General features: G+C 74.7%; 12 protein-coding genes. 8 read left to right on the top strand and 4 right to left on the bottom strand.

Going from position 1 to position 12,218, the window contains the following annotated elements:
- Window positions 1-37: 37 nt before the first annotated feature.
- Together ACWCYY_RS07400 and ACWCYY_RS07395 are read left to right on the top strand one after the other, a co-directional pair.
- Complete coding sequence (locus ACWCYY_RS07400) at window positions 38-691, top strand: response regulator (RefSeq protein WP_380150486.1); 654 nt, start codon at window positions 38-40, stop codon at window positions 689-691.
- Window positions 688-1,935, top strand: a complete 1,248-nt coding sequence (locus ACWCYY_RS07395; RefSeq protein ID WP_449795407.1) for an ATP-binding protein — start codon at window positions 688-690, stop codon at window positions 1,933-1,935. Before ACWCYY_RS07400 ends, ACWCYY_RS07395 begins: the two co-directional genes overlap by 4 nt.
- Before the next feature lie 23 nt (window positions 1,936-1,958).
- On the opposite strand, the gene ACWCYY_RS07390 is transcribed toward ACWCYY_RS07395, so the two are convergent.
- Entirely contained in the window at window positions 1,959-2,486 is a 528-nt protein-coding gene (locus tag ACWCYY_RS07390) for an AAA family ATPase (protein WP_345287505.1), read from the bottom strand.
- Between the two features lie 73 nt (window positions 2,487-2,559).
- Here ACWCYY_RS07390 and ACWCYY_RS07385 point away from each other — a divergent pair, with 73 nt between their 5' ends.
- The 3 genes from ACWCYY_RS07385 to ACWCYY_RS07375 are packed head-to-tail and all read left to right on the top strand — an operon-like array spanning window position 2,560 to window position 5,691.
- Window positions 2,560-3,177, top strand: coding sequence for a TetR/AcrR family transcriptional regulator (locus ACWCYY_RS07385; RefSeq protein WP_449795406.1), 618 nt, complete (start codon window positions 2,560-2,562; stop codon window positions 3,175-3,177).
- On the top strand, window positions 3,170-4,804 hold the full coding sequence (locus ACWCYY_RS07380) for an acyl-CoA dehydrogenase family protein (RefSeq protein ID WP_345287503.1): 1,635 nt from the start codon (window positions 3,170-3,172) through the stop codon (window positions 4,802-4,804). Before ACWCYY_RS07385 ends, ACWCYY_RS07380 begins: the two co-directional genes overlap by 8 nt.
- A complete protein-coding gene (locus ACWCYY_RS07375) occupies window positions 4,801-5,691 on the top strand; it encodes an amidohydrolase family protein (RefSeq protein ID WP_449795405.1) in 891 nt (296 codons plus the stop codon). The genes ACWCYY_RS07380 and ACWCYY_RS07375 overlap by 4 nt, the downstream gene beginning before the upstream one ends.
- 299 nt (window positions 5,692-5,990) lie before the next feature.
- On the opposite strand, the gene ACWCYY_RS07370 is transcribed toward ACWCYY_RS07375, so the two are convergent.
- Both ACWCYY_RS07370 and ACWCYY_RS07365 read right to left on the bottom strand, forming a co-directional pair.
- Window positions 5,991-6,788: an inositol monophosphatase family protein gene (locus tag ACWCYY_RS07370; protein WP_449795404.1), complete on the bottom strand. Its 798-nt coding sequence runs from the start codon at window positions 6,786-6,788 to the stop codon at window positions 5,991-5,993.
- Window positions 6,789-6,882: 94 nt separating this feature from the next.
- Entirely contained in the window at window positions 6,883-7,365 is a 483-nt protein-coding gene (locus tag ACWCYY_RS07365; protein WP_345284928.1) for a DUF2269 family protein, read from the bottom strand.
- Window positions 7,366-7,597: 232 nt separating this feature from the next.
- Between ACWCYY_RS07365 and ACWCYY_RS07360 the strand changes: the two genes are divergently transcribed.
- Window positions 7,598-9,208: a choice-of-anchor A family protein gene (locus ACWCYY_RS07360; protein ID WP_449795403.1), complete on the top strand. Its 1,611-nt coding sequence runs from the start codon at window positions 7,598-7,600 to the stop codon at window positions 9,206-9,208.
- A 75-nt stretch (window positions 9,209-9,283) separates the two neighbouring features.
- Here ACWCYY_RS07360 and ACWCYY_RS07355 read toward each other — a convergent pair whose 3' ends face one another.
- Window positions 9,284-9,778 (bottom strand): F0F1 ATP synthase subunit B family protein, encoded by a 495-nt coding sequence (locus ACWCYY_RS07355; protein ID WP_345284936.1) that lies wholly within the window; start codon window positions 9,776-9,778, stop codon window positions 9,284-9,286.
- Window positions 9,779-9,950: 172 nt separating this feature from the next.
- On the opposite strand from ACWCYY_RS07355, the gene ACWCYY_RS07350 reads away from it, so the two are divergent.
- A complete protein-coding gene (locus tag ACWCYY_RS07350) occupies window positions 9,951-10,295 on the top strand; it encodes a CU044_2847 family protein (protein WP_449795402.1) in 345 nt (114 codons plus the stop codon).
- Window positions 10,296-10,329: 34 nt separating this feature from the next.
- A complete protein-coding gene (locus ACWCYY_RS07345) occupies window positions 10,330-12,171 on the top strand; it encodes a VMAP-C domain-containing protein (RefSeq protein WP_380150483.1) in 1,842 nt (613 codons plus the stop codon).
- Window positions 12,172-12,218 lie beyond the last annotated feature (47 nt).

Here is a 12,218-nt window from a genome sequence, read left to right as displayed (position 1 = left end):
GGTGGAGGACGACGAGGTGATCCGCGAGGCCACCCGGATGGCGCTGGAGCGCTACGGCTTCCCGGTGGACACCGCCGTGGACGGGTTGGACGGCCTGGAGCGGTTCCGCGCGCGGCGGCCCGACCTGCTGCTGCTCGACGTGATGCTGCCGCTGCTCGACGGGGTCGGCCTGTGCCGCCGGATCCGCGAGGAGAGCCAGCTGCCGATCCTGATGATGTCGGCCCGCACCGAGCCGATCGACGTCATCTCCGGTCTGGAGGCGGGCGCCGACGACTACATCACCAAGCCCTTCGAGAGCGCCGTGCTGGTGGCCCGGATCCGCACCGTGCTGCGTCGCACCAGGGCGGTCGCCGAACCGGTGCCCGCCGCCGGGCCGCCGCCCGAGCCGGAGCCGTCGCGCGCGGTGCGGGTGATCGACGACCTGGAGCTGGACACCGAGGCGATGGAGGTCCGGGTGGCGGGCCGTCAGGTGCCGCTCACCCCGACCGAGTTGCGGCTGCTGCTGGAGTTCACCGCCGCGCCGGGCGTGGTGCTGGAGCGCCAGACCCTGCTGGAGCGGGTCTGGGACTACTCCTGGGACGCCGACAGCCGGGTGGTCGACGTGCACGTGCAGCGCCTGCGCGCCAAGATCGGCGCGGGCCGGATCGAGACCATCCGTGGCTTCGGCTACAAGCTGCGGCGGTCCGGGTGAACCTGCGCGGTCAGATCGCCGCGACCGTCGCCCTGGTCTCCGTGCTGGTCGCCATCACGGTCGGCCTGCTGGTGCACCGGGCGTCCGTCGCACAGCACACCGGGCAGGCCAGGAAGGCCGCCGAGAACGCGCTGGAGTCGGTGCTCGACGGCTACGCGCGCGGCGGCGACCTCGGCCTCGCCTGGGGCGCGTCGACCAGCGACCCCGCCCTCCCCGAGGAGCTGCGCCGGCTGGCCGAGCGCGGCCGGCACGGCTCGGTGCTCGGCGCCGGGCCGAACGGCACCGTGATGTGGGCGGCCGCCCCGCTCGGCCTCGGCCCCGGCACCGGCAACGACGGCGCGGCGGCGCAGGTGCTCTCGGTCCGGATCGACTACGCCGACGACGAGCGGGCCATCGCCCAGCTCGACCGGTCCATCCAGGTCTCGGCCGCGCTCTCGGTGGCCGTCACCGTGCTGGCCGGGGTCTTCGCCGCCGACCGGATCAGCGGACGGCTGCGCACCGCCGCCCGCACCGCCCGCACCATCGCCAAGGGCGACCTGACGGCCCGGATCGGACCGATCGGCGGCCCCCGCGACGAGGTGACCGAACTCGCCTCGGCGGTGGACTCGATGGCGGGCGTGCTCAGCAGCAAGCTGGCCAACGAACAGCGCTTCACCGCCGATGTGGCGCACGAGCTGCGAACCCCGCTGACCGGGCTGCTCACGGCGGCGGAGCTGCTGCCGCCGGGGCGGCCGACCGAGCTGGTGCAGGACCGGGTGCGGGTGCTGCGCAGCCTGACCGAGGACCTGCTGGAGGTCTCCCGGCTGGACGCGGGGGCCGACCGGCCGGAGCTGACGGCCGTTCAGCTCGGCCCGGTGGCCGCCCGGGTGGTGGCGGCCGCGACGGCCCCCACCGAGCTGCGGATCGAGTCCGACGCGCTGGTCACCACCGATGTCCGCCGGCTCGACCGGGTGCTCTCCAACCTGGTGGCCAACGCCCACCGGCACGGCCGCGGCCCGGTCCTGGTCCGGGTCGAGGGCCCGGTGCTGACGGTCCGTGACCACGGCCCCGGCTACCCGGAGGACGTCCTCACCGAGGGGCCGCAGCGCTTCCGCACCGGCGCCCGCGAACGCGGCCACGGCCACGGGCTCGGCCTCACCATCGCCCAGGGCCATGCCGAGGCCCTCGGCATCGCGCTGACGCTGGCCAACCACCCGGAGGGCGGTGCCCTCGCGGAGCTGCGGCTGCCGTCGGCCGAGGGCTGAGCGGGCTCGGTTCCTGAGCGGGCTCAGTTGGTGACCGCGTAGGCGATCCGGCGGGCGGCGTGGAGGGGCGTCAGCTCGGTGGTGTCGATCACTTCGGCCTCGGCGTGCAGCCAGCCCGCGGCCGCCTCGGCGTACGGCTCCAGGTGACGCAGGCGGAACGGGGACGGGCCGGGGCCGAGGACGCGGTCGTTCTCGATCCGGGCGCGCAGGGTGTCCTGGTCGGCGTGGAGCACGAAGTGCCGTACCGGGATGGAGTGTTCGGCGAGGCCCGCGCTGATCTCCCGCCAGTACTGCTCCACCAGCACGGTCATCGGCACCACCAGCGTGCCCCCGGTGTACTCCAGCACCCGCCGCGCGGTCTCCACCACCAGGGGCCGCCACGGCGGCCAGTGCTGGAAGTTGTCGGTCGCGGGCAGGCCGGGGGAGATGTCCATCAAGGTCTCGCCGACCTTCTCGGCGTCGAACACCCGGGAGTCGGGAACCAGTTCCTGCACCAGCGGCGCGGTGGTGCTCTTGCCCGCCCCGTGCGTTCCGTTCAGCCATACGATCATCGCCCCACACTAGCCCGGCGCACCGTGCCCGCGGGTCTTTTCGAAGCAGTGAATCGGTGCTTCAATCCTTGGCATGGCCTACCGTCGCACCCCCGCCGTCCAAGCCCGCCTCGACGCCCAGCGGGAGACGGTGCTGGCCGCGGCCGTGGCGCTGCTGGCCGAGCGGGGGTACGCGGGCTGCTCGATGGCGGCGGTGGCGGAGCGGGCCGGGATCGCGACCGGGTCGATGTACCGGCACTTCGCCGGGAAGGCCGAGCTGTCGGTGGAGCTGTTCCGCACGGTGGTGACCGGTGAGCTCGCGGCCGTGGGGGCGGCGGTGGGCAAGGCGGCCGCCGACGGGGCCGGGCCGCACCGGCTGGTCGCCGCCGTGGTGGAGACCTTCGCCGCCCGTGCGCTGGCCGCACCCCGGCTCGCCTACGCGCTGCTCGCCGAGCCGGCCGACCAGGTGGTGGACGCCGAGCGGCTGGTGTTCCGCCGGGCCTTCCGCGACCTGATGGCCGTTCAGATAGCCCCGGCCGTCGCCGACGGCCGGCTGCCCGAGCAGGACGCCGAGCTGACCGCCGCCGCGCTGGTCGGTGCGATCGGCGAGGCCCTGGTCGGCCCGCTCGCCGCGGGCCTGGGCCGGGACGACGTGATCCCGGCGCTCATCTCCTTCACCCGACGCGCCCTTGGGGGGCAGCACGATGCCTGACACGCACGAGGTCACCAACCAGGTGCCCGACCTGTACGGCCACGACGTGGCCGCCGACCCGACCCTGCTGGCCGCCCTGCACCGGGCCGGGGCCGGCTGGGCCGAGGAGCAGCTGCACGCCCTCGGCCGGCTGGCGGGCACCGAACGGGCTGCCGAGTGGGGCCGGTTGGCCAACGAGTACGAGCCGGTGCTGCGCACCCACGACCGCTACGGCCACCGGATCGACGAGGTGGAGTTCCACCCCGCCTGGCACGAGCTGATGACCGTCGCGGTGGAGCACGGCCTGCACGCCGCCCCCTGGCGCGACGGGCGCCGCGGCGCGCACACCGCCCGGGCGGCCAAGTTCTACGTCTGGGGGCAGGTCGAGGCCGGGCACAGCTGCCCGATCTCGATGACCTACGCCTCGGTGCCCGCGCTGCGGGCCACCCCGGCGCTGGCCGAGCAGTACGAACCCCTGCTGGCCGCCCGCTCCTACGACTTCGGGCTGCGCGAGCCGCACGGCAAGAGCGGCCTGATCGCCGGCATGTCGATGACCGAGAAGCAGGGCGGCTCGGACGTCCGGGCCAACACCACCACCGCCGAGCCGCAGGCCGACGGCACCTACCGGATCACCGGCCACAAGTGGTTCACCTCCGCCCCGATGTCCGACCTGTTCCTGACGCTGGCCCAGGCCCCGGGCGGGCTCAGCTGCTTCGTGCTGCCCCGGGTGCTGCCGGACGGCGAGCGGAACCGGCTGCGGATCCAGCGGCTCAAGGACAAGCTGGGCAACCGCTCCAACGCCTCCGCCGAGCTGGAGTACGACGGCGCGGTCGGCTGGCTGGTCGGCGAGGAGGGCCGGGGCGTGCCCACCATCATCGAGATGGTGAACATGACCCGGCTGGACTGCACCTTGGGCGCCGCCTCCGGGATGCGGCTCGGCGCCGTCCGGGCGCTCCACCACACCACCCACCGGCGGGCGTTCGGCGCCGCGCTGGTGGACCAGCCGCTGATGCGCAACGTGCTGGCCGACCTGGTGGTGGAGTCCGAGGCCGCCACCGCCGTCGCCCTGCGGCTGGCCGAGGCCACCGACCGGGCGCTGGCGGGGGACCAGCAGGAGGCGCTGGTGCGGCGGTTGGGGCTGGCTGCGGCCAAGTACTGGGTCTGCAAGCGCGGTCCGATGCACGCCGCCGAGGCGCTGGAGTGCTTCGGCGGCAACGGCTACGCCGAGGAGTCCGGCATGCCGCGGCTCTACCGGGAGGCCCCGCTGGTCTCCATCTGGGAGGGCTCGGGGAACGTGGCCGCGCTGGACGCGCTGCGCGCGATGGCCCGGCGCCCGGAGACGGTGGAGGCGCTGCTCGGCGAGCTGGACGCGGCCGCCGGGGCGGACCGGCGGCTGGACGCGGCGGTGGCCGGCCTGCGCAAGCAGCTCGGCGAGACCTCCGAACTCGAGTACCGCACGCGCCGGTTGGTGGAGTCGATCGCGCTGGCCTTCCAGGGCTCACTGCTGGTCCGGTACGGCGACCCGGCGGTGGCCGACGCGTTCTGCGCCTCCCGGCTGGGCGGCGAGCACGGCGGCGCCTTCGGCACCCTGCCGACCGGTGTGGACACGGCTGCCGTGCTGGCCCGGGCCACGGCCCGGCCCGCATGAGCGAGACCGAGGAGGTCCGGGCGTTCTGGCGGGGTCTGGGCCTGCCCGGCCTCGTCGACGTGCACACGCACTTCATGCCGGAGCGGGTGCTGGCCAAGGTGTGGGCCTACTTCGACCAGGTCGGTCCGCTGACCGGGCGGCCGTGGCCCATCACCTACCGCGAGGAGGAGGACCAACGGGTCGCCCGGCTGCGGGAGTTCGGGGTCCGCGCGTTCACCTCGATGCTCTACCCGCACAAGCCGGGGATGGCCGCCTGGCTGAACTCCTGGTCGGCGGAGTTCGCCGCCCGCACCCCGGACTGCCTGCACACCGCCACCTGCTACCCCGAGCCGGAGGCGGCCGAGTACGTGGCGAAGGCCCTGGCCGACGGCGCCCGGGTCTTCAAGTGCCACGTCCAGGTGGGCGACTACGACCCCACCGACCCGCTGCTCGACCCGGTCTGGGGCCAACTGGCCGAGGCCGGCGTGCCGGTGGTGACGCACTGCGGCTCCGGGCCGACGCCCGGCAAGCACACCGGACCCGGCCCGATCGCCGCGGTGCTGGCCAGACACCCCGGCCTGCGGCTGGTGGTCGCCCACCTGGGCCTGCCGGAGTACCGGGAGTTCCTGGAGCTGGCCGAGCGCCACCCCGGCGTGCACCTGGACACCACCATGGCCTTCACCGAGTTCAGCGAGGAACTCGCGCCCTTCCCCCGGGACTTGCTGCCCCGGCTGGCCGACCTGGGTGACCGGGTGCTGCTCGGCAGCGACTTCCCGAACATCCCCTACCCGTACCTCGCCCAGCTCCGCGCCCTCGCGGACCTCGGGCTGGGCGACGACTGGCTCCGGGCGGTCTGCCACGACAACGGCGCCCGCCTGTTCGGCCTGCCGCCGGGGGTTCGGAGCTGACCGCGGTGGGGCGCGGCGGCGTCACGCGTCGCTCCGCCCCACCAGGCGGACCCATCCCCGCCGCGGGAGGGCCCGGCCGACGGTCGGAGCGGGCCCGAGCAAGTCGGCCGCGTCCGGGTGCTCGGACGCCCAGGCGCGGTGATCGCCGTAGAACCCGGCGATCCGGCGCAGCGTCCTACGGGCGAGCCACTCCCGTGCCGAAGCCGACCGGGGTCCGCACGGTGTGCCGCCCGGACCGGACCGGGGGTGTGGCGACACCCTCGGCCCCGGCCCGGCCCGGACGGTCCGTCAGACCGCCCCTAGGGACCGAGCTGCCCGGCCAGGGCGAGCGCGTCCAGCAGCCTCGGGTGCAGCAGGGGATGCGCGGCCAGCAGCCCGTCCGCATCCGGGGTCCAGCGCTTTCCCTCGGTGTCCGTCACCAGGGCGCCCGCCTCGCGGGCGATCAGGGCTCCGGGCAGCAGGCCGACCGGATCCGGGCCGTACTCCCAGAAGCCGTTCAGCTGGCCCGAGCCGACCTGGGCCAGCTGGAGGGCCACCGGGCCGAGGTCGCACACGGCCAGCACCCGGGCCGCGACGGCGGTCAGCGACTCCCCGGCCCGGCGCAGCTCCTCCCGGCCGGCCGCCGGCGGCCGGCCGGTGCCGATCACGCAGGTGTCCGGGTCCCGTTCGGGCGGGGCGATCGCCCGGCCGTTGAGGCGTGCGCCGCCGCCGAGTTCGGCGGTGTAGGTGGCGTGCAGGGACGGGGCGTGCACCACCGCGAGCACCGGCTCGCCGTCCCGCAGCAGGGTGGCGGTGACGGCCCAGTGCGGCAGCGCGTTCAGGTACTGCACACCCCCGTCGGTGGTGTCGCAGGACCACCACTCGCCGTCCTCGGGCACGGCGGTGGCGGACTCCCCGTCCAGCCAGCCGGCCCCGGGGCGCAGCGCCCCGAGACGCTCCCGCAGCTGCGCCGTGGCGGGCTCCTCCACCCATGCCAGGGCGGCCAGGGCCTCGGCCGTCGTCCGGCCCGGCCAGGGCCGGGCCGACTGGCGCTCCGTCAGGAACTCACCGACCGCCCGCACTGCGGCGGCCACTTCGGGTATAGAACACTCCTTCATGCCTTGCGCTCCCTCCGGTCACGGTCACTGCACAGAGAGGTACCGTGATCGAGCGGAACGCGAACCCGCAGATGTGAAGCCGAGTGCGAACGGATCAGGCGCCGGTGGTGGAGCCGGGGCGGATCACCATCAGCACGGTGACCACCGCCCAGAGGAGGTTGAAGAGGCCGGCGGTCATCGGGAGCAGGCGCAGGCCCTTGACGGCGCGGTCCTGCTCGGCCTGGTCCTGCGGCGCGTCGAGGGCGTCGACGGTGGCCTGCTGGCCGGGCACGACGAAGAGCAGCATCAGGGCCGCGGCCAGGCCGGTGAGCACCATCGAGGTGATCAGCCAGACGTCGCCCATCACGCCCATCACCTGGGCGGTGCCGATCCCCAGCAGCGGCACCGCGAGGCCGAGCAGCGCGTAGACCTGGGTGATCCGGTGCAGCAGCCGCACCGAGGCCTCGGCCTGCGGCCGGTCCTCCCCGCCCGCCAGCGCGGCCTTCGCCCGGCGCGGGAACATGCTCACCGTCACCGCCACCGGCCCGATGAAGAGCACCGCGGCCAGGACGTGCAGGCTCAGCAGCAGCTTGGTCATGGGGCGGTTCCTTAGCGGCGACGGGGCGGGACGCCAGCACGCTAACACCCGAGTGGCCCACGCCGACCGGTCGGGGTGTCCTCTGACGGGCGGTCACCGATCGCACATCTGTTGACATCTGTCATGAAATAGAGCGTGGCATCCGTCTTGTCCTGATTTGGAAGCGTTCAATGGGTCGGTCATGCCGCTGCTGGTGGGTGACCGTAGCCGAACAGAGGGGTTCCCCGTGCGAGTGACCGAACGTCAGGAGCGGAGCGGCCCGCGGCCGACGGCCCGCAGGCTCGGCCTGGCGGCCGCGGCGGCAGTGCTGCCGGTGGTGCTGGTCAGCGTGCTGGTCTCGGCCGCCCCGCTGTCGCCGCCGCTCGGCCCCTGCAGCGGGCCCGACTGCCCGGCGACCTGGCCCCCGCCGAACAACGGCAACGTGGTCGGCCGCGACGACACCATCAACGTCTTCGTCGGCGGGAACTACTCGGTGGCCGGCCGGGCCGCCGAGGCCGAGGGCAAGGTCGTCACGCTCGGGGACTTCTCGGTGAACAAGAACGGCGGCGGCCTCTTCAACATGGCGGTGGCCGGCGTCGGCTCCCGGGTGGTGCCCTCCAACGGCACCGACTTCGTGACCGTCGGCGGGACCGTCACGGTGGCCTCCGGCAACACGGTCGAGGTCGGCGGGACCTCGGACACCTTCGGCGCCCTGGCCTACGGCAACTTCCGCTACGGCAGCACGCTGAGCGGCACGGTCAACGTGGTGCCGACCGGCCAGGCGATCCAGGACGCGACGGCGGGGGACCAGTACTCCGGCATCCCGGACCAGCTGGCCGGGCTCTCCACCTGCGCCTCCACCCAGACCGCCACCGGCACCGTGACCACCAGCGGGAACCAGGTCACCTTCACCGGCGACGGCACCAGCGCCCGGCAGATCTTCAACGTGCCGGGCAACCTGGGCTCGACCACCAGCGCGGCCGACTTCGTCATCACCGGCATCCCGGCCGGGGCCACGGTCATCATCAACATGCTGGGCACCAACCCGGTGATCAACACCAACACCGGCACCGGGCTCGACGGCGACCCGTTCACCGAGCTGCGCCCGAACCTGCTGTGGAACTTCCCGAACGCCGCCACCACGACCATCATGGGCGGCGCCCAGTTCCAGGGCTCCCTGATGAGCGCCAGCAAGACGGGCACGACCACCATCCAGACCCCGGGCTTCAACGGCCGGGTGTACGTCGCGGGGAACCTGGTCCAGACGGGCAGCAGCGGTAGCGAGATCCACAACTACCCGTTCGACGGCGACATGCCGGAGTGCACGACTCCGACGCCGACTCCGACTCCGACGCCGACTCCGACTCCGACGCCGACGCCGACTCCGACGCCGACTCCGACTCCGACTCCGACGCCGACGCCGACCCCCACGCCGACTCCGACTCCGACTCCGACGCCGACGCCGACTCCGACCCCCACGCCGACTCCGACCCCCACGCCGACTCCGACGCCGACGCCGACTCCGACGCCGACTCCGACCCCCACGCCGACTCCGACTCCGACGCCGACGCCGACGCCGACGCCGACGCCGACGCCGACGCCGACGCCGACCCCCACGCCTACGCCGACGCCGACGCCGAGCCCCAACCCGTCCGGCTCGACCCCGGTGCCCACCACTCCGGGCCCGACCGGATCGGGGGCGGTCCCGACCGGGAGCGGTGGCGGCGGTGGCGGTGACGACGGCCAACTGCCGATCACCGGTGCCGATGTCGTCTTCCCGGCCGCCCTGGGGGCGGGCGCCCTGCTGGGCACCGGCGGTCTGACCTTCTGGTTGTCGCGCCGTCGCCGCGGCCGCCACGGCTGACCCGTCCCCTGAACGCAGTGGTGCCCCGGACCCACCCAGGGTCCGGGGCACCGTCGTACTGTCAGAGGGGAGGCGTCAGCGCGGTTCCGCGAAGAACCGTTCCACCACGCCCGCCCGGTCGGAGAAGCCCTCCAGCGGCTCGCCGACCACCCGCCCGGCCAGGTCGATCGCCAGCACGCCGACGTGCACCCGCAGTTCGAGCGCGGCCAGGTCGGCGTCCATCGAGATGGACGCCCGGGCGGACCCCACCAGCCGTTCTCGTTCGCGCTGTCCCTCGGCCCGTGCTGCTGCGACCGCCGCGGCGCCCTCCTCGGCCGCCTGCTGACGCAACCGGGCTGCTTCGTGGTGGGCCTCGGTGATCACGTGCCGGTACTCCGCGTACACCTGCTCGGCCTCGGCCCGCAGGGCCTCGGCCTTCTCCAGCTTCCCTTCGGTGGCCTCGTACCGCTCGGCCAGCACCCGCTCCGCGCGCGGAAGCAGGAGACGGCCGAGCGTGACGAATATCAGGAAGAACGCGAGGAGTCCGACCAGGAGTTGAGCCTTGCTCGGCTCCAAAGGTCCGATGTCCATGAACCAGACCCTACGGTCTGATGACACGTCATGTACGGAGAATGACGGAACTCGTTCGCCTACCGGTTCGATCCCGACCGGACGGAACCCGGTGCGCGGCGGGCCGTGCTGTGCGACGATCGCGGAGCGTTCGGTCCGGGAGAAGCCGGACCTGTGCCCGGGAGGGGAAGTCTTGGCGCAGTACGCGGAGTTCGTGACGGCCGACGGGGCCGTGGTCCGGGTCGAGCAGGCCGCCAGTGCCGCCGCTGCCGACCCGTACGGCATGCAGCCGGTCGGCCGGGGTGCGGCCCAGGCCGTGGAGCGGGCCGGGGAGACCTTCGAGCAGGCGCTGGCGGGCGTGCGGTCCGCCGCCGAGTCGGCGCTGGCGGTCTTCCGGGGCGGCAGCCTGGCGCCGGACGAGGTGGAGCTGGAGTTCGGCGTGAAGCTCACCGCCGAGGCCGGGGCGCTGATCGCCAAGACCGCCGCCGAGGCCCATCTGACCGTCAGGCTCAGCTGGACGCCCGGCCGTTCGGCCTGAGCGGGCCGGCGGACGACGGGCCGGAGCAGCCGCGATGGCGTACCCGTACTGGCTGGCCCGGATCGACACCGGCGGCCCGGAGCCCACGGTGGGCGCCGGGGTGCTGGTCACCGACCGGCACGTGCTGACCTGCGCCCACGTGGTGCACGGGCACGCGGCCGTCACCGTCCGCCTCGCCCACCGGCCGGACCATCCGGCCCTGCCCGCCACCGTGCTGCGCCGGGGGCCCTGGCCCAGCGGGCGGCACGGCCGGGACGGCACCGGGGACGTGGCCGTGCTGGAGCTGGCGGAGCCGGTGCCCGACCGGGTGGCCAGGCCCGCGCCGTTCGCCCCGCTGCACCACTGGGACCGCCCGCCCTACCCGGGGCTGACCGCGCACGGCTTCCCGTTCGGCCACGACGCCGGGCGCAGCAGCGAGATCCGGCCGACCCGGGCCGGGCTGCTGATCGGCGGCGAACTGGTGCAGTTGGAGCACGACGGCCAGGGCATGCCGCTCTCGCCCGGCTTCAGCGGCGGCCCGGTGGTGGACTCCGACACCGGCGAGCTGGTCGGCATCGTGACGGCCGCCCAGGACACCCTCGGGCGGCAGCTGCCGCCCGGCCCGGACGGCCGGACCCCGCCGGCGCTGCGGATCGGCCAGATGCTGCCCGCCGGGGCGTTGGCCCGCTACGTCCCCGAACTGGCCGACCTGATCCCCGGCGCGGCCCTCCCGCCGGACCAGGTAAGGGAGTTGCGCGAGCTGGTGGCCGGGGTCGGCGCCACAGCCGGGCCGGGGGCCTGCGACCCGCTGGAGCTCTACCGGACCGCCACCGCCGCCCAGGGGCTGCTGGACCCGCCGACCAGGCCGGGCAGCCTCTGGGAGACCTGCTGGTACCTGCTCTCCGAGGTGACCGGCCCGCTGACCAGCCGTCACCCCGTGCGCGAGTTCGCCGCACTGCTCGCCGAGTCGGCCGGGGACGCCACCCCTGAGCAGCGCGAGCGCCGGACCAGGCTGCTCCGGCTCGCCGACGGCGGCATCCGGCTCGTCCACCCCGGCCGGGCCGCCGCCCGGCGCTGGCGGCCGATCCTGGTCGAGATCGGCCACAGCGGGGCCGGGCGCGGCCGGTACACGGTGGCGGTCCGCACGGTGCGCGACGGCGAGCCGGGGCCGGCCGTGCCGCGCACCCTCTCCGGCGGTGACCTCCAGGCCGAGGTGCTCCGCGAGATCGAGCAGCAGCTCGGCCGGCTGGAGTCCGACGGTGCCGAGCTGGTCGTCTTCGTGCTGCCCCGCAAGCTGCTCACCGTGCCGGTGCACGCCTGGACCGGCAAGCACTCCTTCGGCCCGCTCGGCGCCGACCACCCGGTGGTGGTGGTCGACCGCCAGCGCCGCGACTCGGCCGCCGACCGCCGCACCCTGGAGCTCAACTGGGCGCTGCGGCGCGACGAACGCCGCACCCTGGCCCACGTGCTGGACTGCGCCGAGCCCGGCGAGGCCCGCACCCTCTACCACCTGCTCCGCCCGGTCGAGCGCCCCCAACTGCCGGTGCTGCCCGGCTCGCCCAAGGCCCGCCGCTACGCCCCGCTGCTGGACGCCGCGCTCGGCGCCGGGGTGCACGCGGTGATCTGGCCGGAGTGGACCTGTTCGGAGCGGCACCAGCCCGGCCGCGCGTGCCGGGGGAGGTCCTTCACTGCCAGACTGGCGGTCGAGCTGGCCGGCACCCCGCCGTCCGAACTACCGGAGCGGATCAAGCAGTTGCGCCACCAGGCGGAGGAGGGCGGCGACCCGGCCGGGCACTGGGCGGCCGGCCTGGTGCTGCTCTGGGAGGACCCGTTACTTCTCCCCAGCCCGCACCGGCCGTACCCGCTCCCGCCCACCGACCCGCCGTCCGAGGTCTGACTCCCGTTCCCCGACCGTCCGTCACCTCCCGCCCGCGCGGCGGGGCC

This window comes from Kitasatospora sp. NPDC001664, assembly GCF_053596675.1.
This window is presented reverse-complemented; position numbering and strand designations above follow the sequence as displayed.

Bases quoted from the DNA above. Each gene is read 5' to 3' on its own strand.
- ACWCYY_RS07365 (WP_345284928.1), bottom strand. From the start codon at position 7,365: ATGACCAAGCTGCTGCTGAGCCTGCACGTCCTGGCCGCGGTGCTCTTC.
- ACWCYY_RS07400 (WP_380150486.1), top strand. From the start codon at position 38: ATGGCGCTGGAGCGCTACGGCTTCCCGGTGGACACCGCCGTGGACGGG.
- ACWCYY_RS07355 (WP_345284936.1), bottom strand. From the start codon at position 9,778: ATGGACATCGGACCTTTGGAGCCGAGCAAGGCTCAACTCCTGGTCGGA.
- ACWCYY_RS07370 (WP_449795404.1), bottom strand. From the start codon at position 6,788: ATGAAGGAGTGTTCTATACCCGAAGTGGCCGCCGCAGTGCGGGCGGTC.
- ACWCYY_RS07345 (WP_380150483.1), top strand. From the start codon at position 10,330: ATGGCGTACCCGTACTGGCTGGCCCGGATCGACACCGGCGGCCCGGAG.
- ACWCYY_RS07375 (WP_449795405.1), top strand. From the start codon at position 4,801: ATGAGCGAGACCGAGGAGGTCCGGGCGTTCTGGCGGGGTCTGGGCCTG.
- ACWCYY_RS07385 (WP_449795406.1), top strand. From the start codon at position 2,560: ATGGCCTACCGTCGCACCCCCGCCGTCCAAGCCCGCCTCGACGCCCAG.
- ACWCYY_RS07380 (WP_345287503.1), top strand. From the start codon at position 3,170: ATGCCTGACACGCACGAGGTCACCAACCAGGTGCCCGACCTGTACGGC.
- ACWCYY_RS07390 (WP_345287505.1), bottom strand. From the start codon at position 2,486: ATGATCGTATGGCTGAACGGAACGCACGGGGCGGGCAAGAGCACCACC.